Origin of the sequence: Paenibacillus sp. NEAU-GSW1 (assembly GCF_009737085.1) — a bacterium.
In the GTDB taxonomy this organism is placed as follows: domain Bacteria; phylum Bacillota; class Bacilli; order Paenibacillales; family Paenibacillaceae; genus Pristimantibacillus.
This window is the reverse complement of record NZ_WOVL01000028.1, coordinates 45,349-70,152: the sequence shown is the minus strand read 5'-3', so window position 1 is coordinate 70,152 and position 24,804 is coordinate 45,349. Positions and strand designations below refer to the sequence as shown.

The window sequence follows — 24,804 nt, the reverse complement described above, 5'->3', positions numbered from 1 at the left end:
GGGAAAAACAGTTTTTGTGACGAGGTCACTGCCTCAAAATAGCGTACGTTCTCCCAGCTACCGCCATCATAGAACGGCCATTAAAAAAGGCCAACCAGAAATCTCTGGCTGACCTGATAATACGAAAATAGCGTTGCAGAGATAGCCCTCTGCAACGCTATTTGTTATGAAAATCAATTCGTAGAAACATTCCGCTTGAGCAGCGGCTGCCGCATCAACGCTCAGCAGCAATTGCCGGCGCAGCCGTCGAATCCCGATGGATGAGCGATGCGTTCATGTAGACCGTCTCTTGCGGAAAATCGGGATTACGCATACTGTTTAACAGCATTTGCGCCGCCCGGCGTCCGAGCATTTCTTTCTCCACATGCACAGTCGTCAGCCTAGGAGACAGCTGATAGGAGTCCTCGATATTGTCAAAGCCAGTAACGGAAGCTTCCTGAGGAATGCTGATCCCGATATCGCGAAGCGCATTGGTTGCAGCAATTGCAATCATATCGTTTGCGCATACTAATGCAGTCGGAAAGAGTCCGCTCTCTTTCTCCTTCATCAGAATCTCCCGTATTTCTTCCGTATGCTCCTGCCGGCTTTGGCCCTGCAGACTGGCAAGCGGGTCTATTTTGTCCGGAATAGCCAGCCCCAGCCCCTGCTCATCCAGCGCATCTTTAAACCCGCACCAGCGGCTGTAGAAGCTCTTCGAATAACGGATGTTGCCGACAAAACGCAGCCGCTTATGACCAAGCGACAAAAGATAGTGGGTAAGCTGATATACGGATTCACGATTGTTTGCAAAGACGCCGTTTGCCGATATAAGCTGATCCTCATGGTCAATCAGAACGAGCGGCAGTCCTAGCCTGCTAATTTCCTGGAGCACTTGTCCCGATACCTCGCCGACGCCGATAAACCCTCGAATCGTATCCTTTTGCACGATTGAGAGAAAGCTGTCGATCGTTTGATCTGTAACGACGACCCCTCGCAGTTCAAGCGATTCCAGCTCACTCGTAATGCCGTCGACAATTCGGCCCCAATATTCGGATTCTCTCACTTGAAATCGAATGTTGGGCAGCATAACGACAACCGTCGCTTTGTCTGCGGCGGCCGCACCATTATTGACCATATCTTTGCTGTTTTGTTTGACACTAACCCGGTACCCGAGCCGTATTGCCGCCTGCTTGACCCGCTCGCGCGTAGCCGCGTTAACGCCTCCCTTGCCTGAAAGAGACTTGGAGACAACATACTTGGAAACGCCTACCGCATCGGCGATTTGCTGCATCGTAATCTTTTCTCGCACCTGCTGAATCCCCCGTCCAAAACCGGCATGAACAATTGAATAACATTATCATAACATAAATTGCAAAAAAAGAACGGAGCAGATGCGAGCTCTGATTCCGTTCTTCTTTCCTTAAAAAAGAGTATGCTATTCGTAGATGTAAGAGCAGCAGTAGTCGGACACAGCCGCTACTTGAAGCTTGAATTTCGTGTTGGCAGGCACTGTGAACTCGCCTTTGCCTTGAATGTGCAGCCATTCGGTTTCGCCCGGCAGCAGCACTTTCAGATCGCCTGCAACAATTTCCATAATCTCAACGCAATCTGTTCCGAATTCATAGTCGCCAGGCAGCATAATGCCAAGCGTTTTTTTCGTGCCGTCCGCGAACAAAACTGCGCGGCTTGTTACTTTGCCGTCAAAGTAAACATTAGCTTCTTTGACAATCGTTACATTTTCAAATTGCGACATGTTTATTAGGCTCCTCTTCTATTACAGTACAGATTTTACTTTTGCTACAACGTTCTCGACGGTAAAGCCGTATTCTTTAATGACGCGGTCGCCAGGAGCGGAAGCGCCGAAACGGTCGATGCCGATAATTGTGCCTTGGTCGCCTACATAACGTTCCCAGCCGAATGGATGAGCCATTTCAACCGCTACGCGAGCTTTAACCTCTGGCAGCAGAACGGAGTCTTTGTAAGCTTTATCTTGCTTGTCGAACAGATCCCAGCTCGGCATGCTGATAACGCGAACCGCGATGCCTTCTTCTGCCAGCGCTTTTTGAGCGGCAACAGCCAATTGAACCTCGGAGCCAGTCGCAATAATTTGCGCTTGCGGCTTGCCGTTTGCAGCGTCGGAAACGACATAAGCGCCGCGGCGGATGCCTTCACGAGCGTTCGAAACTGCGCCTTCAAGAATCGGCAGGTTTTGGCGAGTCAGTACGAGTGCAACCGGATTTTCTTTGTTCTCAACTGCGTAAGCCCATGCTGCGGAAGTTTCGTTGCCGTCAGCAGGACGGATAACTGTCAGGTCAGGGATGATACGGATCGAAGCCAGTTGCTCGATCGGCTCATGCGTAGGACCGTCTTCGCCAACTGCGATACTGTCATGCGTAAGAACGTAAACGACCGGTTGCTTCATGATCGAAGCAAGTCGGATTGCCGGACGCAGGTAATCGGTAAATACGAAGAACGTGCCGCCGAAAATTTTCATGCCGCCATGCAGGCTGATGCCGTTCATAGCTGCAGCCATGCCGAATTCGCGAACGCCGAAGTAGATGTTGCGGCCTTCGTAGCTGCCTGGCTTGAATTGCGCAAGACCTTTCAGATGCGTCATTGTCGAGCTCTCAAGGTCAGCGGAACCGCCAGCCAGTTGCGGAACGTTCTTAACAAGACCGTTCAGCGCGTTGCCGGATGCTACGCGAGTCGATACAGGCTTGTCTTCAGTTGTGTACGCTGGAAGATCAGCGTCCCAGCCTTCAGGCAATTCGCCTGCGATTGCCAGTTCGAATTGCTTCGCCAGCTCAGGGTTCGCTTGTTTGTATGCTGCGAACAATTGGTCCCATTCCGCGTTAGCTTGCTCGCCGTTAGCTTTCACTTCAGCGAAGTGGCTGCGAACTTCGTCAGGCACATGGAACGAATGATCTTCGGACCAGCCGTAGAATTGTTTCGTCAGTTTTGTTTCATCAGCGCCCAGCGGGGAGCCGTGCGTACCGCCATGGCCGCCTTTGCCTTGTTTGTTCGGGCTGCCGTAGCCGATAACGGTTTTAACTTCAATCAGCGTTGGTTTGCTTGTTTCTGCTTGCGCTTCAGCAACAGCTTTGGACAATGCTTCCAAATCGTTGCCGTCTTGTACGCGAAGCACTTGCCAGCCGTAGCCTTCGAAACGTTTTTGAACGGTCTCGGAGTAAGAGAGGCTCAGTTCGCCGTCAAGGGAGATATCGTTGGAATCATACAATACAACCAGTTTGCCGAGCTGCAAGTGGCCTGCAAGCGATGCCGCTTCATGGGAGATGCCTTCCATCAGGTCGCCGTCGCCGCAAATGGAGTAAGTATAGTGATTGATTACGTTAAAGCCTTCTTTATTATAAGTCGCGCCCAGATGAGCTTCTGCCATAGCCATGCCGACTGCCATTGCAACACCTTGACCCAGAGGACCAGTCGTTGCATCAACGCCAGCCGTGTGGCCAACTTCCGGGTGACCCGGAGTCAGGGAGCCCCATTGACGGAAGTTTTTCAGTTCTTCGATCGGAAGATCGTAGCCGGAAAGGTGAAGCAGGCTGTAAAGCAGCATCGAGCCGTGTCCAGCGGACAATACGAAACGGTCGCGGTTAATCCAAGTCGGGTTCGACGGATTGTGGACCATGTTTTTAGCAAAAAGCTGGTAACCCATTGGAGCAGCGCCCATCGGCATGCCCGGATGTCCCGAGTTTGCTTTGTCGATCGCGTCGATCGCAAGCGTACGGATTGTATCAATCGAAAGCTGGTCAATCGATTTTTGAGTAACTGTCATTTCTAATTTCCTCCTGTAAAAGCATGATTTTCTCTCTATTTACTATCTAGCGCGAGTTGTTAGCGCAATGGCTTTGAATATTGTACCATCCCATACTGCCGTTTGCCATCCTAAATTGCGGTCAAGACGATTAAAAACCGAACAATATTAGTTGAATACAACTGTTTTGTTCTGATGTACGATGATCCGGTCTTCCGTGTGCCACTTCACGGCGCGGGCAAGAACAACGCGCTCAATTGTGCGGCCGATCCGCTTCAATTCCTCTACATCGTCGCGGTGGCTGACCCGCTGTACGTCCTGCTCGATAATTGGACCGCCATCCAGCTCTTCCGTTACGTAGTGAGCAGTAGCTCCGATAATTTTGACGCCGCGGTTATACGCTTGCGCATACGGCTTGCCGCCTACAAAAGCAGGCAAGAACGAGTGGTGGATATTAATAATGCGGTTCGGGAATTGCTCGATGAATTTCGGCGAAATGATCTGCATGTAACGGGCAAGCACGATAATGTCCGCTTTGTCCGCCACAAGCTCCATCTGCTTGCGTTCTGCTTCCGCCTTCGTATCGGCTGTAACCGGCACATGATAGTACGGAATTCCGAACGATTCGACCATTTCCTTCATATCCAGATGGTTGCTGATGACCATCGAGATATCTGCGTTCAAATCGCCTGCCTTCCACTGCCAGAGCAGCTCCATCAAGCAATGGTCCTCTTTGGATACGAAAATGGCAAGCCGTTTTTTGCGGCTGGCGCGGAACGTATGCCATTTCATATCGAAGCGGTCCGCTACACGCGCGAAATCCTCGACTAGGATAGGAAGCTCCTTGTCGAGATCCGCAAGGTCAAACTCGAAGCGAATAAAAAACATGCCGCCCACCGGATCCATTGTATATTGATCGGAGGATACGATATTTGCACCGTGCTCGTACAAAAAGTGCGAGACAGCAGCGACGATGCCCGGACGGTCCGGGCAGGAGATCAGCATACGCGCTCTTCCGCTCGTTGCTGGGGACTGATTAGTTGAAGACATTTAAAGACTTCCTTCCTGACATCAGGAGTTTGAGCGTGACATCAGGAGTTTGAGCATGACATCAGGAGTTTGAGAGCGCGGAGCTCAAACTCACTCCGCACTCTCAAACTCACTCCGCATACTCCGCTTCCCAAAGGCACTCTTCTTAGCATCTTGGAGCTCAAACTCCTGTTGCGATCATTTTATTTTCAATATATAACTGACAATCTATGCATGAACAAGCAGCTGCTTGCCGGCAAACCATGCCGTAATGCGCTGATTGACTTGCTCTTCCGTCAAACCGGCAGGCAATGCGTCGCCGTTTGCCACCAAGTCGTAAAGCCGTTCCATCGGCTCGCGCGGGTCGGCTTTTTTCGCTTTTGCATCATTTTTCAGCAAATCCCAAGTGCCAAGCACGAATTCACGATAATCGACATCCTGCTTGCCGAAGAAATGATGAAGCCGCTCGACGTGGTCGAAGAAATCATCTCCAAAGCGCGCCTTCGCGTCACCGCGAAGCAACGCGATTTCCGCTTCGTACATCGGACGAGATGTCTTGTCTTCTTTGCCGATCCAAGGTGTTTCCAAAATAAATGGACGTCCTGCAAGAGCATCGTGATGAACGATTTTGCGAATCGCGTCATATCCGATCCAGCCTGCGCCGACTGGAGCATGGCGGTCCTTGCCTGCGCCGCGCGGATTTTTACTGTCGTTGACATGAACGACTGCGACACGGTTCAAACCGACGATCCGATCAAACTGTTCGAGCGTTCCGTCGAGGTCGCCGATCAAATCGTAGCCGGCATCATGCATGTGACAAGTGTCCATACAAACGGTAAGACGGTCGTTTGCGCCTACTTTGTCGATGATTTGGGCGATTTCCTCGAAGCTGCGGCCGATCTCCGTACCTTTGCCGGCCATCGTCTCCAGAGCGATGTTGACTTTCGTTTCCTTCGTTCCGTCAAGAACGAGATTCAGCCCTTCCGCGATGCGCGCGATGCCGTATTCCGCATCCTTATCCGTATATGCGCCCGGGTGAAGCACGATATTGCGCACACCGATGTGATCGGTGCGGCGGATTTCTTCCTGCAGGAAGCTGACCGCCAGTTCAAAAGTACTATCCTTATACGAGCCTAAGTTAACGATATAAGGCGCATGCACGACGATCTCGCCGATCCCCGCTTTGTCCATTGCCGCTTTGCCTTCTTCAATATATAAAGATTCGATCGGTTTTCTCCGGGTGTTCTGCGGCGCCCCGGTATAAATCATAAATGTGCTCGAACCGTACGATACTGCTTCCTCAGACGCGGTTAAAAGACCCTTGTCCGAAAATGATACATGGGAACCGATTTTTAACATGAAATAACGCCCCTTTCGGTTGATCAACCCTTATTTTACAAGGAATGTCGAAATAAATCTAGGAATACGGTATAATTCATGCTGAGGTGAAGGTTGAAGATGAAAGCAGCTCCAGATTGGTTTATGTTTTTTATTGTTTTTTGGGCAATCGTGATGGTCGGAGCAATGGCAATCGGCGGATTTTTTATGTTCCGAAAATTTCTTAAAGTGCTTCCGCAGCGGGACGGCAAATCAAAGCTCGATTGGCAGAACTACTGGGTCGAACGCAGCCGCAGCATGTGGACAGAGGAGTCCAAGCAATTTCTGGACGAGCTGGTCGCTCCTGTGCCAACAGCCTTCCGCGATATCGCCAAGCATTCCATCGCCGCGAAAATCGGACAAGTCGCCATCGAATACGGGTCTTCCGAGGTCACTCGCAGCCATTGCATTGAAGGCTACATACGAGCAACGCCAAAACGGGATTACCGCAGCCTTGTCAGCTTTTTGAACCGCAAGGGAATCGATTATGCTCCATACGAGCATTTGCTCAATAAATAGATAAATCGGACAGCTTCGTTATGGCTCTAATGTCCTAAATAGCGGGTACAGCGCATCAAATAAAGTATAACTTTAATTTAAAAACGGAACTTTAAACGCCCGCTTCCGTTTATATTGTCGGAGGTGGTTGTTATGAAACCAACAAAGAAACATAGAAAAAGCAGCTTGATCGCAGCTGGCGCAGCTCTGCTTGCCGTTATGCTGACAGCCTCGGCTTGCGGCGCAAATGAAGAAAAACCGTTGAACGGCAGTCAAGGAGCAGAGGTCACGCAGCCGGCTGACGCAACGCCGACTCCAGAGGCAGGTACAGACGCTTCCGAAGAAAACAGCGGCAATGCTGAGAGCAGCACAGAACCTGCCGCTACAAGCGCTGAGCCTGCGGATCCGAATAGCGGCGGCGATTCGGATAGCCAGAATGACGCTGTCGTCAAGGCTGAAGGCGTGTACGTCGGTCAAATCGATACGCATTCCATCGAAGTATCATCCGATGAAGGCCCGCTCGTCTTACAGGTTACCGATGATTTCTCATCTATGCTGAACGAGCTCGAGTCCGATACCAAAATCAAATTCGAATATATCGCCAAAATCGAAGACGGAGTTACGCTTCTTTGGCTTAATAAGTTAGAAAAGCTTTGATCATTGAAGGCGGGTGATGGTATGCAGGTAGCAGTTGCCGGCGGCACCGGATTTATCGGCAAAGCGGTAGTCAATGCCCTATTGGCCAGAAACGATGAGGTTTGGATCATCTCGCGGACAGGACGCGCACAAGGCTCGCCGACAGCGAAAGGGTTGCATTACGCCACTTGGTCAGAGCTTGCCGAGCATCCCTCCAAGCTGGAAGGCATTCATGCGATCATCAACTTGGCCGGCGAATCGATCGGCCAGCGCTGGACCTCCGGCGCGAAGAAACGAGTGCTGGATTCCCGGCTGCAAGCAGCGGGGAGAATCGCCAGGCTCGCAGCTTCACTGCGATCCAAGCCCGAAGTTGTTATCAACGCGTCCGGCATTTCAGCCTATGGCAGCTCCTATACCCAGACATTTGACGAATGGAGCCCGATGGCTGTCACCGATTTTTTGTCCGATGTCGTCAAGCAATGGGAGGCTGCCGCCAATGCAATCGAGGCAGAACGGCTCGTTAAGCTTCGCGTTGGCCTCGTGATGGATGCCAAAGGCGGCGCTTTTCCGATGATGGCGCTGCCTCACAAGCTTTTTGGCGGCGGTCCGTTAGGCGGCGGCAAGCAGTGGCTGTCGTGGATTCATCTCGAAGATATGGTCCGCCTTATCTTGTTCTGCCTCGACAATCGCGAGGTTCGCGGTCCGGTTAACGGTTCGGCGCCGGAGCCGGTTACGAATGACCAATTCGGGCGTGCACTCGGCCGCGCTTACGGAAGACCGCATTGGTTTCCCGTCCCCGCCTTCCTGTTGAAGACAGTGCTTGGCGAGATGTCCTCGCTGCTGCTCGACGGCCAGCGCGCAGTGCCTCGCAAATCGTTGGAGCTCGGATTTCAGTTCCGCTACAACGACATCGACAGTGCCTTACAACAATTAGCAGGCAAGCGAAAATAAACCGATGGCGCCGCAGGATTTATACTGCGGCGCCATTTTCATTGTACGGATAACCATTCCCGCTGCACAGGCACAGGCAAAGGTTCCTGTGATCGCCATCTATTTCGTTCCAGTTATCTCTGTTGCAAGATAGCGAAGCACATTCGCTTTTTAGCGAAGACGATTTCTCTAAAATGGCGACGGACGCCTCGCTTCCGACTAATAACGAACCGATTTACGCTATTTGCGAACTCACATTTACGAATAGCGTAAATCCGTTCGTTGTCCGTTGAAGTCAGCTCCAGACTAACGAATACAGCGAACTTAGCTTCGCAAATTTGCGAAGCAGGTTCGCTGCTCTGATTTATCCGAAAGATCGGAGAGAACCGCGTTGTTCACCCAACCAGATGCTTTGGACTTCCAAATCGTATCGTTAAACGAATAGACGACATCAATCGATTCACCCGGTGCGATGATCCTTTCCGTTGCCGGATCTGCCGCCGTCTGTCCTCCCGTTTCCTACCATACCCAATCTGTTCAGTTTGCTTTTGTTAATATGATTATTGATAATTTACACTAATATAATCGCAATAAAAAAAGCGCCCCAAGCCATCATAGCTGATAGCGAGGCACCATATAAGCGTTACTAACAGTACTACTGCAATACGTATTTCGGCCCATTTGGCCCAGCGAGCTGAATGCTGTCTCCTGCGGATAGCGGATAGCTTTTGTAAGGAATCATCACTCTCCCATTCAGCATGCTGCCATTGCGCGATCCAAGATCTTTCGCTTTAAAACTTGTATTCTTTCGTTCAATTTCCAGATGAAGGCGAGATATCCCGGGAGCTTCTTCCTCGTAATCAACCTTCTCGCCTGCCCTCCCGATTGTAAACCGTTCTCCCTTCCATGAGAGAGGTTCTTTGCGATCGTCGCTTTCCCGCCATAACAGCAGCCGGTTGCCCGGCGGCAGCTCTGCATCTGGCTCCAGCAGGACAGTAGCCTCCGGAATTGCCGCAGGCGCCCTCCGCCGATTGGATTCTGACTGATCTGACTCATCAAGGTCAATTAGTCTTTCCAGAGGTTTCTTCATTTCCCAATCCGCAGAAAGATCATTCGCCATGTCCGGCGCTTCCTTATTTTGCGGCATTGCATTAGATGAAATGGCAGCAGCCGAATAAACCAGCGGTCTTGACTCCGGCACAAATTCCTCTAGGTATCGGTCTTCCCGCTGCATAAACGAACGATTGCGTTTCATCCAGGCGGCTGCGGCCGCTGCAGCCCCCATCATCGTAAGCCCCAAACAAATGTAAAGGCTATTCCGGGAAGGGCTTGGCAAATACAAGAACCGCCACAGCGCAGCAACAGCAAGCAGCGCCGCCAGAGAAATATACCATTGCCCTTTGCGCGAAGACGGCTCGCCGGTCCATTCTTCATCAGCTTCTTCCTCAAAGCTTGCCTTGAAATCAGGCGGACAATTAACGGAGCTTTCCGAGCATCCCATTCGCTCCTGATATGAGTCCTTATCAACAGACAGTCGAATATTTTGTCTCCAAACCCGTCCCTCTTCTAATTGAGCAGCGGCTGCGGCTGCCGCCTCAGAAGACGAATGAGGCCATGAAGCCGCCTGCGATGAATAAGCTTTAATTTCGCCGTTGCTTGCCGCCTCCAGCTTGACATCGCCCGCTATTAAGTCAAGCAGCGTCAGGCGCAGCTCCGCCAGCGGCCACTGCTGGTCGTAAAAATGATGCAGCAATCGTTGCAGCCCTGCGCCGTCGATTTTGTGCACATACGTTGTCCAGCGGACAATAAGCGACAGCAATTCTCCTCCAACAGCGGGATGAACGGCAGCCGCATCCGCTGACTCGCCGCTAACGATATTTCGCCGCAAAGGCATATAGGCAATGCCAATATCGGTCAGTTCCTCATCAACAAATATGCGGTGATCGTCAAGCATACAGCCCTCCGGTCGAAGCATATAATCTTTGCATTCCGTCAGCACTTCCACTACCGCAAGCAAAAGCGCGTAAAACTGCTCCATCGACAAACGGTGCATTTGCAGCCGATGGGACAGCATTTTACGTCCCGACAGCGAATATCGGAAGCTTACCGCTCCATCCATATCACTCCACTCCATCGGCAGCATATGCGGAATGCGATTGTTGCACTGCAGCATTTGCAGCTCAATCTCATCGAGCTCCTCCCTGCGAATGGCGGGAATGCGTTCAACAATCATCTCATGCCCCCGGCTCATCGAAAAATCAATACGGTACATCATCTTCCCCCCTCTCCTCGACTGCTAGGACAGCAACGCCGCGATCGCCCCGGGTACGGCGGCAAGCATAAATGGAAAGGCGCGCCCCTCGGACATCCATGCCGCCCATTCCACTGGCCGATACTTCCCCCCGCGCATAACAATCGTAAGGAGAGCAGCGGCCATCCTTTTAAAAAACGGCCGATTAACGATCATCAGAACGACGCCAATCAATCCGGCGAACAAGATCGAATACATCATCACATGCAAAACGGGCATCGCACCGATCCATGCGCCCAGCGCACCGAAGAGCTTGACGTCGCCTGCGCCGATTCCTTTCGCGGCATAGAGCAGCAGCAGAGGCGCAAAACCGGCTGCAGCGCCGAGCAGGCTTTCTTTTAGCCCTTGCCGCCCGTGTACGGATAGCTGAAAAAGAAGTCCAGCTATAAAGAAAGAAAAGGTCAGCTTGTTCGGAATAATCATCGACCGAAGATCGGTATACAGCGCCGCGCCAAGCAGCATCGCTGCAGCCGCAAGCGGAATAGATAACGGAATTGCCACCATTATGCCTCCTGTCCCTATAAACTCAACTGTTCTTCGCTTTCTTCTCGACGCTGAAATGCATCGACACTCGCTCTCCCGAAGCCGATATTGCCGTCAGTTCCCATACTCCTGGCGTCGTATTGCCGGATACATGCCATGTCCACTGCACATAGCCGTTCTCGTCTGCAGTTGCATTTCCCAAATGCTTCGCCTCGCTTTTGCCGCTTTTATACATAACCTCAAGCGAAACGCTTGCGCCGGGGCTCGTTAACGCGACAACCGTCGCTTTCTGCCCTGGCCGCAGCGGATTCGGCGTTATTGAAATGATCTGAATCGGAACTGCAGCGGCTTCCGATTCAGCTCCATCATCTGTCGCAGAAGCAGCGTCGCTAACCCATACCCGTTCGGTCGCCTGCTCCTGCAAACGGATTTTTTTGCCGGTAAACGGAATGGACAGCGGAAAATCATATTGCGCTTCAATAGACAAATATGGTTTTTCTTTATTTTGCAAATCGGGCAGCGTCAACCCGGACAAGGAAATCCGTTCGCTTTCGATAATGGCTTCGTCTGCATTTTGCTGCAGCAGCGGCTCAATAACGGCTTTCCCTATTTCGGTCGCGGCCGCATCGGCAAAAGGCTGCCAATCGCCGCGAAGCGCTGCCGACAACGTGTCGCCGACTGGGTCCGGCAGCCACTCTGCCGCCCCGGCGGCAACTTCGCTCCACTGCGACATCGGCATGTTCATCGGTTGAAGCCCGGAAATTTGGGCAGAGGTTTGCTGGATGGCAAGCTCGACGGGATAAATATGAGCCGCGGCTTGCCTCGCCGTCTGCGAAGCGGCAGATTGAAGCGCCATTTGAGCTGCGCATAAGCGAATCAATACGATAAACACGACCAGCACCATCATGAGAAGCGGCGTCACCATCGCCGCTTCCAGGACGATACTCCCGCGCTCATTGCTGTCTTTGCCTTCCGGCCTAATAAGACCAGCCAATCGTCTGCGTCGTTTCATATTTGCTCCCAACTACCTTTCCTTGCAAAAGTCCAAGACCGCCAATCGTCTTCATCGCTCCCGGCAAAAACCAGAGGTCGACGGCCGCTTGCACCTCCCCTGTTAGGGCAGTCGGGACTTTGGCGAGCGTAACGCCGTTTTTCTGTTCAATTACCGCGATCATTCTGGCGGTCCTCGAAGAACTGTCCGCGCCGCCATGCAAAAGCATGAACAGCCGCAAATAATCCGCATACGAAACTTCAACCGCTGCATATTTGGACAACGGAGCTGAACCTCTCTCGGTAAAAGCGACGAAATCCTCCATCGTTTTCTCAAGCCCGTAAATGACCGAGCAAGTCAGAACAAGAAGCGGATGTCCAGCCGTCCTGCATTGGACAAGCCCTTCCGTCGTCCGAATAGCCATCCGCACCGCAAACAGCTCGCCATAGGCTGCAGCTACGTTAGCTGCCGGCGTGTGGAAGCCATACAAAATATATTCCGCTTCCTGATTATGCAGCGCCAATGCGTCGGAGAAAGCGGAAGGCTCCCCGCCCGAAACCATTTCCTTTAAATACTGCGGCTTAAAAACGGAATACCGTTTCAGCACATATTCTCCGGTATAGACGGAATCTCGCGATTGCTGCAGCATATCAGCCATGCCGTTGAACAGCCCGTCCATCAAAGAAAAAGATCCCTCAGCCTGATCGTGCGCAGTATTGGCCAAGTCGGATTCGTCCGCCTGAACGGCATCGTCAGCCAATTGGTTAAACTGCAGATTGGCTTCTTGCCTCAGCTTAACCTGTTGAAATTGTTCGACATGCCGCTCCTGCTGTTCGGCAGAGCCTATGCCGTTAAGCATTCGCCGCGCTTGGCTCCAGAGCGAGCCTGCTTTTTTCTCTTGCTCCTGGCGCTGTTTCCGCAACTCTCCGTTTACCTGCATCTGCTGCCTCGACTTAATAACCGATTGCGCTCCTAAATACGCCCGATCATAGATGCGATACATTGCGATCATCTCGGCAACGCCGCTCCCAAGCGCAACGCCTCCTGTGCCTGAACCCGCCAGCGCGGAGGACAATACGCTTCGAAACGAGTTGACCTTCAATTGCAGCTGCGAGAAATCAGACGATTGCCGTTCAAGCTCCCTGCGATAATCGGTAAAAAAAACGTCAGCCAGCACAAGCTCTCCGGCTGTTTTTTGCAGCTCCTCCAATTGGGCCGCTGCGTTCGAAGCTTCTTCCTTGGAACCGGAGCCGGGAACATTGTGCGAAGAGACACGATGATAGCCGTCGGTTTTCGCGCTTCTTTCCGCTTCATCCGCAATCTGTTTCATATCCTTATTTATGCGCTGAGCCTCCGTGAGCAGATTCATCGCTTCCTTAGTCAGCTTATCGTGCGCTGTTGACGGACTCCCGTTCAAGCTTCCCAAATCGTGCATGAGATCGCGGGCATTCGATCTATAATTCGCGATGGCCTCGCTGTTTAAGGCAGGAAGCTCCTGCTTCACAAGCTCCTCGTCTATACGCATCCATTCCGTGTATTGCGAATAACCTGCAGCGATTTGGGCTGCCGTAATACCTCCTCCGTTTGCGGCTGTCGGCAGCAAACCGTCGAGTCCGACATTGGACAGCTCCGTCGCTGCCGCTTGCTGCAGCTTTAACGCTTTGTCCAGCAACGCCTCGCGCTGCTCATAAAGCTTCCTCAACCTTTCCAGCAGGTCCATTGTAATGGACGCTTGCTCTGCCGCACCCGACATTGGCGCGAATTTGGAAGCCAGCTCAAGGGTGAAATCAACTGGAGCTTTATACTTCATTTCCTCCAGCACTTGCCTCTGGAACACCCGATGCATCCCAAGATATTCCGCATCATTTACATGCGCTGACAGAAGCTTGGCATCAACCGCTCTTTGCGCGTCTGAAGACTTCCTTTCGAGATTCGATTTAACGACCTCTTCATAAATCGATTGCCCGTCCGTGCCGCCGCGTCCAAACAGGCCATATCGCTCATACAAGCCGCTATCGAATGCGGAGAGCGTTGACCTTGCTCCGGAGCGCGCAGCCCCTTCCGCCGCATGATGCAGCGCAGCAATTCTCGCGTAATCGATAAGCATTCCTGAGAATAACAGCAAGGATGACATCACAATGACTGATAACACGGTCACAGCACCGTCTTTTTTCCATAGCAGCCGAACAGCCGGCTTAAAGGCCTGCGCTTTCCCTATGGCATCGTGTGCTGCGCGGATTCGTTTGCTCACTTCCTGCCCCCTCCCGTCTGACCGCCATATTGAGAAAGCGTCTGGCCCGCATTCGCTTTCTGCGACCCGCTCCATGCCTGGCTTGCCTTATAATTGTAGTAACGAACCAAATCAACGGTTCGTATAAATTCTACCGGGTCGACAATAACAGCGGACGCCGCAGATTTCGGCTCTTTTTTTCCGAGCATAGCTTCAAGCGGCGCCAGAGATACCGGCTGTTTTAGCTTGACTTCAACCTGCGGCTTTAACAAGCTGGGCAGATAGGCGATCTGCCCTTCCGCGTTTAAATTTCCGGCAGTTGACAGCCATTGCGAACCGCCGTCGAGCTTTCGCGAAGGAAGCGTGAGTCCGCTCCTGTCGCCTGCAGAAGGAAGCGTCAGCAATGCCGATGAATCGTCCGCGGAAAGGCCGAACAATGACACTAATGCATGGTTCTCGGAGAGGCGCCAATACAAACTGTCATATTGTCCATTGGCCAACATGCCGCTCCGGCTTTCCCGGTTGCTGTTGTCCCAGCTGAAAGCTGTCCGCTCTGCCGTAACCGACGCCGAGTAGTAGAGCATGACCTTCTGGTACATGTAAATGCCAAACAAAATAAACGTCAGAATAAGCGTCAGAACCGTCGGCAGCACAATCGCCGATTCAAGCGAAAATCCGCCCTTTTCTTCGGACAAGCGCTTGATCAGACTGCTCCTAGCTAAAGATTTGATCCGCTTGATCATCGGCTTTGCCCATCAGGCGTTCAATCAGTTCGATAATCCAATCCTTAAACAACAACGCAATAATAATAACGACAGCAATAATTAAAATAACTTCAAGCGTTCCCAGTCCGCTCTCCGAACGGAAAAACGAACGAATGGCATTTGCCGATTTGTTTAACATTTTGATCATTTCAATCTTCCTCTCCAGGTTTTGAGTTGTAAAACAGCAATCCCACTAACTCATGAGCAGCATTGCCGGCGAGGCGACAAACACCATGAGCACAAGCAAAATGCCGACCAGCGGAAACACCAGCTTGGACGAAGCTTCCTCGCCGCGAGTTCGGGCGACAGCCTTCCGCTTTTCCCATAGCGTATAAGAGAGCTCTCGCAGCGCGAGCACAAAGTGCTCGCCTCCCCTTCGATAGTTGAGCAGCAGCACCGTCGTAAAAACGGATACCTCCTGAACCGAACAGCTGCGATTGAAACGTTCCGCAGCCGCGCTGAACGGATCTCCCATTCGAAGGGCGTATACGACTTTGCTCCATTCATTGTATAAAGGATGGCTGTGCGGATCTTTGCCCTCCATGCATCGGGCGAAAGCTTGCTGTACCGTCTCTCCCGCGCCGACTAGCAGCATAAGCTTGCTCAGCAATTCCGGCAGCTCGAGTATAATCAGCTGCTTTCGCCTTTCCACCATTCTGCCGGCCTCTAACAGCGGACGAAAAAGCAAAATCCCTCCGATTACGCAGCCTATCGCCAGAAGCGCCGGTTCCCTCGACAAGCAAGCCATGAGCGCGCAGCCTGCAACCGCAGCATAGCCATATCCGGCAGCTGCCGCGATCAGCCGCTTCGATTGCTCCATCTGCCATTCCAGTCCTCGAAGCACGATTTGTTTGGCATGAAAGCTGCTGAACGGCAGCTGCAGCTGATCGTAGACGCCGCTTCTGTTCAGCAGTCGGACAAACGGATCGACCAGAAACAGTTCCAAGCAATACTGCCGAAATTGGGCTTTACCCTTTGACCTGCTTTTCACGCCCGCGAGCTGCCGCATTCCCTGTCTGCCGATAAGCCAAACCCAAACGATAATGAGCAATAACAGAGCCGCAATCAACGCATTTCCTCCTAAAAGCTTCAAGGCCTAAACTTGAATGCTCATTATTTTTTGAATAAACCAGAAGCACAGCAAGAGCACCGCCAGTCCCGCTGTCAGCAGCAAGTAACCCGCACCGCTGTATAGCGGCGCCATATAGTCCGGCGCCGCAAAGCTTAAAAATGCTAAAAAGACAAAAGGAACAGCCATCATAATCCGGGCTTCAAATCGTTTCTGCGCAACCATCACGGCGATTTCCTGCTCAACCTCCAGCTTCTCGCCGATGCTTTGCGACGACCGTTTCATCACTTCCACCAAATCGCCACCAGACCGTTTGCAAGCAGCAAACACGTCGGCGAATCCCGAAATATCGTCAATCCTCGCCCGCTCCGCAAACTGCCTTAGCGCATGCTCAAGCGGTTCTGCATGGTCAAGCCGGTGCCGCACGATTATAAATTCTTGCAGCAGCTCCGTCCGAGGATCGGGATACATCAGCTTTAAGTCCTCGATGGCAGCGATGAATGCATTCTCGACCGAACGACCGGCAGCGAGCGACGAGGCGAGCGAATACAACGCCTCTTTGAATTGCAGCTTTAATCTGTCCCTGCGGCGTTGAAGCTGCGCCGCGCGATACATCCTCGGCGCACACAATCCAGTAACCGCAAGCAGCATGGAAAGGACGAAGGAATGATAGACCAAGTAGGCGGCGAGAAAAGCTATCGCGCAGCCGATACATGCGGCAGCGATAAATTGTTGATAGCTCAGCCTAAAGTCGTCATAGCGGGGAAGCGATGGCGACTCATTGCCGGAACCGCGAACATCGGACGGCCAGCCGAGCCATTGGAGCAGCGCTTCGAATCGCCCCGATTGAGGTTGGCGAACGCCGTTGCTGCTGCTCTTGCGAGATCGTCGCGCTGCGTTTCCTTTCATCTGCCCGCACCGCCAATCTCTATCGGCTGCAGCATATCGAGACGTCCCGCCATACGCAGCTTGTCACAATGGCGCAAAGCATGAACCGTCCTTTTCAAGCTGCCGATTACATAACCGTCGATCTCTCCCTCTTCCTTGAAAACAAATAGCGGGGCCACCGTAATTTCACCGTTCTCGACGCCGACAACCTCGCAGATTTCAGTCACCCGGCGCGTACGGTCGCGAAATCGCGATAAATGTACGACAATATCAAGCGCGGATGCGATTTGCTGGCGAATCACCTGCACCGGCATGTCCGCCGCCCCCAGCGCCATCGTCTCCAGACGGGCCATCATGTCACGGGCCCCGTTAGAATGCCCGGTGCTCATCGACCCGCTATGTCCAGTGTTCATCGCCTGAAGCATGTCCAGCGCTTCGCCGCCTCTGACTTCGCCCACAATGATCCGGTTCGGACGCATGCGAAGCGATGCGCGAATAAGATCGCGAATCGTAATTTCTCCTTTGCCTTCGGTATTAGCGTTGCGCGTCTCAAGCGATACTAAATTCGGCACGCTTCTGATTTGCAGTTCAGCCGAATCCTCAATCGTCACTATTCGCTCGTCATTAGCGATGTACTGAGACAAAGCGTTCAAAAAAGTCGTTTTTCCCGTTCCCGTACCGCCGCTAATAAAAATGTTGTACTGCGCTTCGGTAAGCAATCGTAAAAATGTTGCCGCTTCCTCCGATATCGCTCCGCAAGCAACTAGCGTCTCCATCGTCATCGGCCTATCCGGAAATTTGCGAATCGTCATCGCCGGTCCGCGCAGCGCCACCGGAGGAAGCGCGACATGAACGCGGGAGCCGTCTTTCAATCTGGCGTCTACAATTGGCGACGATTCGTTAACGACACGATTAACGCCGGCAACGATAGCCTGGATCAAATCCTCCAGCCGCTCCTTGCTTTCAAACGCTGCCGGCAGCCGGCCGATACGTCCGTTTCGCTCGATAAATATTTCCGTATGGTGATTGACCATAATTTCCGTCACCTCCGGATCGTCCATAAGCGGCTGCAAAATATCGAGCCCTCGAAAGGAGTGGAACAGCCTTCTGACGAGGCTTACTTTCTCCGTTGCCGTCAACGGACGGCTTTGGCACCATTCGAAGACGTTGGATTCAACCAGGCGCATCAGCTGTTCGTCTGAAACGGAGCCGCTGAAATCGATTTGGGAACGAATTTGCTCTCGCAGCGACAGCACAGTATCATCGGTTAACAACCTGCTTGTCTCCCCCTTCCTTCATCAGCTGCCGGAACAACCGTTCAACTGCCGCTTTATATTGCGGATGCGCAATAATGGATGAAGGAAAAGCTCCGCCGCCCGCGCCGGCTACATCAGGGAGCGCAGCGGCAATCGGCCTGGCTCCTACGCGCTGCGCCTGCGGCTGCCGTTCTCCGTCAGAACCAGAACGTTTATTGACGACGAATTGAAATCTTCGTTCGGCAGCGCGAAATCGACTTTCCCATCGCTGGCCGCCATACAAATACGCAAGCTCGCTTTTGCGCTTAACGGAAGGATCGTCCGTCAACAGCCATACAACCTGATCGCTTCGTTCGTAGAGAGCAAGATGCAGCTCATCCATCGCTTCGTCCAAATCAACAATGATTAAATCGTACTGTCCCGACGAAGCGATCGCTTTGACGATCGACTCCGCATCGCCTGCTTGCAGCGACATCCGATCCTCTAGATTCGAGAAAGGGAGCAAATAATCGCCCTTAAAGGATCGATGACGTTTGCGATGAAGCTGCAGCCAGCTGCCGGCGCGGTCCGGCTGAGTCTTCAGCAAATACAGCAACTGGGAAAGCCCCTCGCCTTCCTGAGATCCGGGATGCTCCTCCAGCCAAACGTCCATCGCATTCCATCGCTCCAAATTTAAATAAAATCCGCGATAGCCGTTGCTCGCCGCCGCATTCAACAATTGGAGCGACAGCGACGTTTTCCCCACGCCGCCGGATGCCGAATAAACCGTAATAACCGAGGCGCCGTTCTCGCCTTGAATCGGGCTCGCAATTTTGCCGTACGCGGCATAGATCGACGACAAGCCGGCAAGCAGCTCCGGCAGCGGTTGGTATTGCTGCAATTCAGTATAAGTCGAGGTTTGCGCCGTCCCATTCCCTCCGATGAGCGCCGCGATCGGCAAGGGAGGCAGCGAGCTCCCGGCAGCCTCCAGCATCTCCGGCTGCGCCGCAATGAGATCCAGCGGATACCCCCCTTTTAAAAAATGTACAAACGCCTCCGGATTCGTGAACGCGGTCAGCTGCCACTTGTTTCCAAACGGACTTGCGCGCACGTAGTCCGCAAGCCTCCTTGCATATTCCTGCTCCTTCATCGCTACCGCCAGCTGCAGCTTCATTCCGCTCGCTCCCTTCTCTTCAACAAAACGGACGAACACGCAAAAAAGCACCGCAAAAGGCGCAGTTACCTGCGGCCTTCTACGGTGCTTCCGTATTCGTCCGATAAGATTGACTAAAATCTACCATATGCCTATCGTTTCGTCAACCGTCCTTCGAAAAACATTGTTGCCCCAAACTGATTTTTCCCTGAAAAAAAATTTCATTTTGCAGCAAATTTTTAGATACAAATTGTATCAATTATGCTATAATCAAACTTGTAAAGAATCTCTTACATAAGAGACGCTTGAACTATTAAGGGAGGTGACTTGAATGAAAAAAGTATGGCAAGCTCCAGCTCTGGAAACGTTGGATGTGAAGTTCACGTTCGACGGCGAAGAAGAAAGATACGGCGGCCCAAGACCTACGCAAAAACCGCCAAGCGGCCCAGTACCAACGAAAAGACCTTCCTAGTCCTTCATAATCGAGCAACTGCATAACCGATACAATGCCCCGCTTCCTACTTGGAAGCGGGGCGCTTTCATAGGCCGACAAAAGCTAAAAAGCCTGCTTCGGAAGCGCCCTTCGCCTCCTAGCAGACTCCATAAGCCTCAGTCAACTTCACGCTCCAGAATGTAACTGCAATTGCAGCAGCTTATGAAACCCGCCTCTCGCGTCGGCGGACAATTGCTGGTACCCTCCCTGCTGAATAAGCGTTCCATTTTCCATTACGAGCACGTGATCGGCATTCCGAATCGTTGACAGGCGATGCGCAATGACAATCATCGTTATTTTCCCTTTCAGTTCTTCTAACGCCTGTTGAATAATCAGCTCATTCTCTCCGTCAAGCGCGCTCGTCGCCTCGTCAAGAACAAGAATCGAAGGCTTGCGCAGCATGGCCCGAGCTAGGACGATTCGCTGGCGTTCCCCGCCGGAGAGCCTGATCCCGCGGTCGCCGATGATCGTATCAAGCCCGTCGGGCATCCGCCTGACAAACGCATCGGAAGCGGAAAAGGCGAGCGCTTCCCACATTTCCTCCTCTGTAGCATCCGGAACGACTAACTTTAAATTTTCTCTTACGCTGCCATGGAATAGAAATGGCTCCTGCGCGACATACCCGATCGCATTGCGTACAGCGTTCAAGCGCTCGCCCGTTAAAGGCTCTCCATCCGCAAGAACAGTGCCTTCATCCGGCTGGATCAAGCCCATCAACAGATCGACGAGCGTGCTTTTTCCAGCGCCCGATTTTCCGACAATCGCTGTCATTTCATTTGCCGGGATAAACGCATTGATTTGCTTTAACGCGCTTACTTTCCGCTCCTTGTCGTAGCAGTAAGTAACGTTCTGGCATGCAATTCCTTGGCGCAACGCGAACGGCGCGAACGCAGAAACAGAAGCAACCGGTGCATCCCATCGCTCTTGCTTGTCCTCTCTTGTTTCCCTAGCCGCTTCGCTCTCCTCTTGCAGCCCGGTCAATGCTTCGAACGCAGCCAGCTTCGATACGATGCTTTCCAGGCTGGACTGGATGCCGAGAAAACGCGGCCACAGACGGGTAAATATAAGTACGATCAGCAGCAGCTGTTCCGCCGGAACTTTCAACACAGTCAGCGCCAAATAGACGAACGCCGCAATCAACGCGACGGAGGAAAGCCGGTACAGCAAACTCGAATTGGCATAGAGCCGGTAGGCTTGAATATAGTTGCTTTCGATCTTGCCGCAAAGCGCCGCAAACCAATGCATGTGCGCCGCCTCCAGCGAATTGCTCTTTATGTCCTTCATCCCGTTGAAATGATCGTTCAAGCCGGCAAAGTAGCTTTTGTAGAGCTGCGACGATTCATAGCCAAGCTCCGCGGACTTGCGAATAAATTTTCGCGACAAAAGGGAGAGCAGCAGCCCGCTTGCAATAATGACAGCTGTCAGCTCAAAGCTGAGCCACATGGCAAAAACGATCTGAATGACAGTAAAGGCAACTGAGGCTGTAAGCGCCAGCAGCGTGTCCATGCCGTTGATAACCCGATTCATTTCCGTCGAAAGCAGCTGATTGAAATCGGAGTTTCTTCTTTTCAGAAAAAATTCCCACTTCGCGCGCATTAATGAACGATGCGTTTCGATCCGAAGCCGCTTCACATACTTTTGCAATATATTCTCGGACAATACGGTCGAATACCGCTGCAGCAGCGCCTGACCGCCAACCAGAAATATATAGAGCCCGAGGACAAGCGGCAAATTCAGCGCCAGACCGGCATTCTCCAGCGCCGACATGCCCGAGGAGACAAGCGGCACGGCCTCTAAATCCATGTCGAAAGCGCCGATGATGCTTAGCAGCGGAATAATTAGAAATATGCCTATCCCTTCCATACTGCTCATAAACAGCATAAGCAGCAAATGGACATATAGCGCTTTGCCGTTTGCGGCATACAGCTTTTTCAACAAAATGAGCGTTGCCTTCATCGGACGGCAGCCCCCTTATATGGATTGCCGCTTGACCTGACGCCAGAACCAAAGGAATGGCCGGAGCGGAAAATATAAAAAATGGAGCGATTTCGGCAGCGGCAGCACCTGCGCGTCCCATGAGCTCGGATACAGCTTGTTCAGCACATACAGCCGTTTTTGCCGAAACGGCATCGTTGCAAGCAAATAACGATTGAAAGAGATCGCAACATCCTGCCGTTCCGGCTTCGGAAACAATACAACCTCCTCGCGGATGAACGCGAGCGCCATCTGGGCCAATCGGCGCGGCCGGCTGCCGCTCGCCATCTCAGCTGCTGCGTCAGGCAGCTTCGTTCCAAGCAATTGGTTCGCCAGAAGAAAGGCCTGCCCTCCAAGATGGACGGCTTCATAGCGGGCGAACAGCCGGAGAATCGCATCCCAATCGAGCTGTTTGCCGAGCATCCGGTCGATGTCCAGCAGCCATCTCAAGCAGGACCAGCCGTGGCGGACGCCATGCAAAACGAGATAAACGAGCAAATCCTCATTGCCAAGCGTATAAGCGTCCGGCCCGAGCGCGCACCCTTGCCGCCGCTGCCACAGTTCCTCGAAAGCCGGTTCTTTAATCGTATCCGGATTAAGCCGCCAGTGAAGCTCAACCTCAATCCCTTTATGATCGTTCACAAACGACAGATGATGCGTCTTGCGTTCTTTGTTGCCGAGCACTTCGTCCTGTGCGGCATTGCGCCTGTATCCGATCGCAAGGAGCGCTGCCTCGGCAGCGGCAACGGAATCCTTCGGAACAAGCACATCCAGATCGCCCGAGGTCCTTCCCGACAGCTCGCCGTACAATAAAGAAGCGAGAACCGGCCCCTTTAGCGTTAGCGCCTTTATTTCCCGCTCCGCCAAAGCGCTGCTGACCCGATTCATTTCACCCGCCAAGTGCAGCATGACGAATGTATTGCTCGAGTAATCGGCTTTCAACTCAGCCAGTACGAATGCCGGTATCCAATGGCGATGGCTGTTCCACCGAAGCAGCCGCGGATACATAATTGGATACGTATGATGATATCGCTTGAAGGCGAGAAACTGCTCCCAATCCAAGCCATCCGCCTCGCGCATCGCTTTCTCTTCGGACAGTTCTCCCTCATTCCGCAGCAGTTCCAGCATAAAGGACAGCTCCTTGGACACTGCGCTCAAATCCAACAAAGGCATGACGCTCATCCTCTTTCTCCCCTTGCTCCTTTTTCCCGAAGCGTAATCGGCTTTCGCCGTCTGGCGAAATTGCCGATAACAGCAACAACCGCATAACGGTCCATAATTTCCTCGCCGGTCAGATAGGCGTCCCCGGACCGCAGCCAAGCATGAGCGGTCATTTTACCTTGCTCGTCTTTTGCCGTGCCAAGGTAGAGCGTGCTTTCGATGCCTCGCTTTTGCAGCATTTTCATGCACGCAATCGCTTTTACGAGACATTTGCTTTCCCACATCGTATACCGGCTCATAATTCGAACGGATTTCGCGATATCGCCAATCAGCGCCGCTGTATCTTTATCGCACTCTGCCGCTCGGGCCGTTTCGCGCGCAGTGTCGCCAAGCCTCGGCGCTACTTTCTTGAACGGCAAAGCTTTAAGCCATCTGGCCCAGGCGAGATAAAACCAGGATTCGATCAGCAGAAGCTTGAACCGGCGATCCGCACGCAGCCATTGACCCAGCCTCGCGGCCGCATGGCTACCCGGCATTTTTGATCAAGCCTTGCTCCGCCAATTGCGATAGAAATGCAGCTACCTGCCGCTCGCATTCGGACTCTGCAATGTCATATTCAGCCGTCAATTGCCAGACGATTTCGGAAACCGTTCTCGGCGACTCAAGCAATTCCCATATCCGGCCGCCCGAATGTCCCAAATTAAAGTACATTCCCTTTTCGATGCTCATCATCACTTTATCTCCGCCCATGTCGCTAACCAAATAGCCGTTCGCTTGCACGACAGGCAGCTGAATCGATACGTTGCTTTGACTCATATTTGAACACTCTCCCCTTTTTTGACGGTATCAAAAATACGTTCAACCAATTGCGGCGCCGAGAAGCCCTCCTTCGGACGGCGAAGCTGATAGAACGGAAGCGCATGCGCCATTTGCGCTGCAATCGAGAAATGCCATTGCTTCAATCCAAGACTGACGACAAAGGAGTTGCTGTATGTATGTTTCTGAAAAAGATGAATGCCTTCCAGATGAGAAAGCGGTTTTAGCGACACTTCGGCAATATCGTCGGCTGCCAGCTCGAATATGCCTCCCAGCGGCACTGCGCTTTTGTGAAAATGCTCGCTTGCGCCGATTTCATACTTGTCATAATTGGTCATGATTTGGCTGTAATCGCTCGTATTCATTCGGAAGAAATCCATGCTCTGCTTCCAGAGCTTCTGCCTTGGAAAGGAAGGATGGGCGATTGGACCATTCCCGCCTTGCGGAATCGTAATGGCCGTAATATCATCGCTGATAAGCGTGCAGCCCGCTCTTACGAGCGCGGTTGACAGCGTGGACTTTCCAGCGCCGCATTCGCCCATGAACGAATAGGCCAGTCCGTCGATAACGACGGTGCTGCAATGGAGCGGCACGATTTTACGCTGGAACATTAATACGGCGGCGCATGCGCCAAGCAAATAAATGCGGTAATCTCGCGGATCGGCAGCGGGATCGGGCATTATTTTGATCGTATGTCCCGCCTGCATCACGTAGCTGGCAATGCCTTCAATAACGAGCAGCACATAATCGTCTTTGTAGTAAAAATAATAGTTGTTCAGCTCGAATTGACTGATTGTATCCGTTAAATCAGCAAGCTCGAACACGACGTCAGCGTCGCCTTCCGGGAAATCATCAGCCACCAGTTCAGGCAGTTCGAGTTCGCTGGAGATCCGCAAGCCGTAAGCTTTATAGGCATAACGCGCTGTTTCCAAAGACATACTCATTTCGCTCACCCTCCTATTAATGATACTAATTGTAGCAATAATCATCCGAAAATTCAACATTTTGTATCACA

The 24,804-nt window shown here is 52.4% G+C and carries 24 protein-coding genes; 4 read left to right on the top strand and 20 right to left on the bottom strand.

Annotation, left to right across the window (positions count from 1 at the left end; all coding sequences use genetic code 11):
- Positions 1–214: 214 nt before the first annotated feature.
- From GOM71_RS19425 to GOM71_RS19405, 5 genes are all read right to left on the bottom strand, one after another.
- On the bottom strand, positions 215–1,288 hold the full coding sequence (locus GOM71_RS19425) for a LacI family DNA-binding transcriptional regulator (protein ID WP_156284041.1): 1,074 nt from the start codon (positions 1,286–1,288) through the stop codon (positions 215–217).
- Between the two features lie 126 nt (positions 1,289–1,414).
- Complete coding sequence (gene ppnP, locus GOM71_RS19420; protein ID WP_156284039.1) at positions 1,415–1,732, bottom strand: pyrimidine/purine nucleoside phosphorylase; 318 nt, start codon at positions 1,730–1,732, stop codon at positions 1,415–1,417.
- 21 nt (positions 1,733–1,753) lie between these two features.
- On the bottom strand, positions 1,754–3,772 hold the full coding sequence (tkt, locus tag GOM71_RS19415) for a transketolase (RefSeq protein WP_156284037.1): 2,019 nt from the start codon (positions 3,770–3,772) through the stop codon (positions 1,754–1,756).
- A gap of 147 nt (positions 3,773–3,919) precedes the next feature.
- Complete coding sequence (gene purU, locus GOM71_RS19410) at positions 3,920–4,801, bottom strand: formyltetrahydrofolate deformylase (RefSeq protein WP_156284035.1); 882 nt, start codon at positions 4,799–4,801, stop codon at positions 3,920–3,922.
- A gap of 207 nt (positions 4,802–5,008) precedes the next feature.
- Positions 5,009–6,139 (bottom strand): deoxyribonuclease IV, encoded by a 1,131-nt coding sequence (locus tag GOM71_RS19405; RefSeq protein ID WP_156284033.1) that lies wholly within the window; start codon positions 6,137–6,139, stop codon positions 5,009–5,011.
- Between the two features lie 99 nt (positions 6,140–6,238).
- On the opposite strand from GOM71_RS19405, the gene GOM71_RS19400 reads away from it, so the two are divergent.
- The 3 genes from GOM71_RS19400 to GOM71_RS19390 all read left to right on the top strand — a co-directional run bounded on the left by GOM71_RS19400 (position 6,239) and on the right by GOM71_RS19390 (position 8,242).
- Positions 6,239–6,676, top strand: coding sequence for a DUF2621 domain-containing protein (locus tag GOM71_RS19400; RefSeq protein ID WP_156284031.1), 438 nt, complete (start codon positions 6,239–6,241; stop codon positions 6,674–6,676).
- 132 nt (positions 6,677–6,808) lie between these two features.
- On the top strand, positions 6,809–7,312 hold the full coding sequence (locus tag GOM71_RS19395) for a hypothetical protein (RefSeq protein WP_156284029.1): 504 nt from the start codon (positions 6,809–6,811) through the stop codon (positions 7,310–7,312).
- A gap of 21 nt (positions 7,313–7,333) precedes the next feature.
- Positions 7,334–8,242 carry a TIGR01777 family oxidoreductase gene (locus GOM71_RS19390; protein WP_156284027.1) on the top strand — a complete coding sequence of 303 codons (909 nt, stop codon included), beginning with the start codon at positions 7,334–7,336 and terminating at the stop codon, positions 8,240–8,242.
- A 634-nt stretch (positions 8,243–8,876) separates the two neighbouring features.
- Here GOM71_RS19390 and GOM71_RS19385 read toward each other — a convergent pair.
- From GOM71_RS19385 to GOM71_RS19340, 10 genes are read right to left on the bottom strand one after another with little or no spacing between them, the layout of a single operon-like run.
- Positions 8,877–10,496 carry a DUF6382 and FHA domain-containing protein gene (locus GOM71_RS19385; RefSeq protein WP_156284025.1) on the bottom strand — a complete coding sequence of 540 codons (1,620 nt, stop codon included), beginning with the start codon at positions 10,494–10,496 and terminating at the stop codon, positions 8,877–8,879.
- A gap of 21 nt (positions 10,497–10,517) precedes the next feature.
- Positions 10,518–11,033, bottom strand: a complete 516-nt coding sequence (locus GOM71_RS19380) for an A24 family peptidase (RefSeq protein ID WP_173275828.1) — start codon at positions 11,031–11,033, stop codon at positions 10,518–10,520.
- 25 nt (positions 11,034–11,058) lie between these two features.
- The gene (locus GOM71_RS19375; RefSeq protein ID WP_156284021.1) at positions 11,059–12,027 is read right to left on the bottom strand and encodes a TadE family protein; all 969 of its coding nucleotides are present in this window, start codon (positions 12,025–12,027) and stop codon (positions 11,059–11,061) included.
- Complete coding sequence (locus GOM71_RS19370; RefSeq protein ID WP_156284020.1) at positions 11,993–14,257, bottom strand: TadE/TadG family type IV pilus assembly protein; 2,265 nt, start codon at positions 14,255–14,257, stop codon at positions 11,993–11,995. Before GOM71_RS19370 ends, GOM71_RS19375 begins: the two co-directional genes overlap by 35 nt.
- Positions 14,254–14,979, bottom strand: coding sequence for a TadE/TadG family type IV pilus assembly protein (locus GOM71_RS19365; protein WP_156284018.1), 726 nt, complete (start codon positions 14,977–14,979; stop codon positions 14,254–14,256). Before GOM71_RS19365 ends, GOM71_RS19370 begins: the two co-directional genes overlap by 4 nt.
- Complete coding sequence (locus tag GOM71_RS19360) at positions 14,951–15,148, bottom strand: Flp1 family type IVb pilin (protein ID WP_253944930.1); 198 nt, start codon at positions 15,146–15,148, stop codon at positions 14,951–14,953. The genes GOM71_RS19365 and GOM71_RS19360 overlap by 29 nt, the downstream gene beginning before the upstream one ends.
- Positions 15,149–15,193: 45 nt before the next feature.
- Complete coding sequence (locus GOM71_RS19355) at positions 15,194–16,069, bottom strand: type II secretion system F family protein (RefSeq protein ID WP_156284017.1); 876 nt, start codon at positions 16,067–16,069, stop codon at positions 15,194–15,196.
- 27 nt (positions 16,070–16,096) lie between these two features.
- Positions 16,097–16,978 carry a type II secretion system F family protein gene (locus GOM71_RS19350; protein WP_156284015.1) on the bottom strand — a complete coding sequence of 294 codons (882 nt, stop codon included), beginning with the start codon at positions 16,976–16,978 and terminating at the stop codon, positions 16,097–16,099.
- Entirely contained in the window at positions 16,975–18,231 is a 1,257-nt protein-coding gene (locus GOM71_RS19345; protein ID WP_253944929.1) for a TadA family conjugal transfer-associated ATPase, read from the bottom strand. Before GOM71_RS19345 ends, GOM71_RS19350 begins: the two co-directional genes overlap by 4 nt.
- Positions 18,218–19,405, bottom strand: a complete 1,188-nt coding sequence (locus tag GOM71_RS19340; RefSeq protein WP_156284013.1) for a P-loop NTPase family protein — start codon at positions 19,403–19,405, stop codon at positions 18,218–18,220. The genes GOM71_RS19345 and GOM71_RS19340 overlap by 14 nt, the downstream gene beginning before the upstream one ends.
- Positions 19,406–19,676: 271 nt before the next feature.
- Here GOM71_RS19340 and GOM71_RS19335 point away from each other — a divergent pair, with 271 nt between their 5' ends.
- Positions 19,677–19,817 carry a paeninodin family lasso peptide gene (locus tag GOM71_RS19335; protein ID WP_156284011.1) on the top strand — a complete coding sequence of 47 codons (141 nt, stop codon included), beginning with the start codon at positions 19,677–19,679 and terminating at the stop codon, positions 19,815–19,817.
- 147 nt (positions 19,818–19,964) lie between these two features.
- Here the strand turns inward: GOM71_RS19335 and GOM71_RS19330 are convergent, their stop codons facing one another.
- The 5 genes from GOM71_RS19330 to GOM71_RS19310 are packed head-to-tail and all read right to left on the bottom strand — an operon-like array spanning position 19,965 to position 24,733.
- Positions 19,965–21,794, bottom strand: a complete 1,830-nt coding sequence (locus tag GOM71_RS19330) for an ABC transporter ATP-binding protein (protein WP_156284010.1) — start codon at positions 21,792–21,794, stop codon at positions 19,965–19,967.
- A 15-nt stretch (positions 21,795–21,809) separates the two neighbouring features.
- The gene (locus GOM71_RS19325; RefSeq protein WP_156284009.1) at positions 21,810–22,994 is read right to left on the bottom strand and encodes a nucleotidyltransferase domain-containing protein; all 1,185 of its coding nucleotides are present in this window, start codon (positions 22,992–22,994) and stop codon (positions 21,810–21,812) included.
- Entirely contained in the window at positions 22,991–23,509 is a 519-nt protein-coding gene (locus GOM71_RS19320; protein ID WP_156284008.1) for a lasso peptide biosynthesis B2 protein, read from the bottom strand. Before GOM71_RS19320 ends, GOM71_RS19325 begins: the two co-directional genes overlap by 4 nt.
- Entirely contained in the window at positions 23,499–23,789 is a 291-nt protein-coding gene (locus GOM71_RS19315; RefSeq protein WP_156284007.1) for a lasso peptide biosynthesis PqqD family chaperone, read from the bottom strand. The genes GOM71_RS19320 and GOM71_RS19315 overlap by 11 nt, the downstream gene beginning before the upstream one ends.
- The gene (locus GOM71_RS19310) at positions 23,786–24,733 is read right to left on the bottom strand and encodes a hypothetical protein (protein ID WP_156284005.1); all 948 of its coding nucleotides are present in this window, start codon (positions 24,731–24,733) and stop codon (positions 23,786–23,788) included. The genes GOM71_RS19315 and GOM71_RS19310 overlap by 4 nt, the downstream gene beginning before the upstream one ends.
- Positions 24,734–24,804 lie beyond the last annotated feature (71 nt).

What these genes read in the sequence shown, in the direction of transcription:
- GOM71_RS19385 (WP_156284025.1), bottom strand. Translation starts at nt 10,496, where the DNA reads ATGATGTACCGTATTGATTTTTCGATGAGCCGGGGGCATGAGATGATT.
- ppnP (WP_156284039.1), bottom strand. Translation starts at nt 1,732, where the DNA reads ATGTCGCAATTTGAAAATGTAACGATTGTCAAAGAAGCTAATGTTTAC.
- GOM71_RS19375 (WP_156284021.1), bottom strand. Translation starts at nt 12,027, where the DNA reads ATGAAACGACGCAGACGATTGGCTGGTCTTATTAGGCCGGAAGGCAAA.
- GOM71_RS19365 (WP_156284018.1), bottom strand. Translation starts at nt 14,979, where the DNA reads ATGATCAAGCGGATCAAATCTTTAGCTAGGAGCAGTCTGATCAAGCGC.
- GOM71_RS19350 (WP_156284015.1), bottom strand. Translation starts at nt 16,978, where the DNA reads ATGAAAGGAAACGCAGCGCGACGATCTCGCAAGAGCAGCAGCAACGGC.
- GOM71_RS19400 (WP_156284031.1), top strand. Translation starts at nt 6,239, where the DNA reads ATGAAAGCAGCTCCAGATTGGTTTATGTTTTTTATTGTTTTTTGGGCA.
- GOM71_RS19405 (WP_156284033.1), bottom strand. Translation starts at nt 6,139, where the DNA reads ATGTTAAAAATCGGTTCCCATGTATCATTTTCGGACAAGGGTCTTTTA.
- purU (WP_156284035.1), bottom strand. Translation starts at nt 4,801, where the DNA reads ATGTCTTCAACTAATCAGTCCCCAGCAACGAGCGGAAGAGCGCGTATG.
- GOM71_RS19330 (WP_156284010.1), bottom strand. Translation starts at nt 21,794, where the DNA reads ATGAAGGCAACGCTCATTTTGTTGAAAAAGCTGTATGCCGCAAACGGC.
- GOM71_RS19360 (WP_253944930.1), bottom strand. Translation starts at nt 15,148, where the DNA reads ATGATCAAAATGTTAAACAAATCGGCAAATGCCATTCGTTCGTTTTTC.
- GOM71_RS19395 (WP_156284029.1), top strand. Translation starts at nt 6,809, where the DNA reads ATGAAACCAACAAAGAAACATAGAAAAAGCAGCTTGATCGCAGCTGGC.
- GOM71_RS19335 (WP_156284011.1), top strand. Translation starts at nt 19,677, where the DNA reads ATGAAAAAAGTATGGCAAGCTCCAGCTCTGGAAACGTTGGATGTGAAG.
- tkt (WP_156284037.1), bottom strand. Translation starts at nt 3,772, where the DNA reads ATGACAGTTACTCAAAAATCGATTGACCAGCTTTCGATTGATACAATC.
- GOM71_RS19315 (WP_156284007.1), bottom strand. Translation starts at nt 23,789, where the DNA reads ATGAGTCAAAGCAACGTATCGATTCAGCTGCCTGTCGTGCAAGCGAAC.
- GOM71_RS19310 (WP_156284005.1), bottom strand. Translation starts at nt 24,733, where the DNA reads ATGAGTATGTCTTTGGAAACAGCGCGTTATGCCTATAAAGCTTACGGC.
- GOM71_RS19320 (WP_156284008.1), bottom strand. Translation starts at nt 23,509, where the DNA reads ATGCCGGGTAGCCATGCGGCCGCGAGGCTGGGTCAATGGCTGCGTGCG.
- GOM71_RS19390 (WP_156284027.1), top strand. Translation starts at nt 7,334, where the DNA reads ATGCAGGTAGCAGTTGCCGGCGGCACCGGATTTATCGGCAAAGCGGTA.
- GOM71_RS19325 (WP_156284009.1), bottom strand. Translation starts at nt 22,994, where the DNA reads ATGAGCGTCATGCCTTTGTTGGATTTGAGCGCAGTGTCCAAGGAGCTG.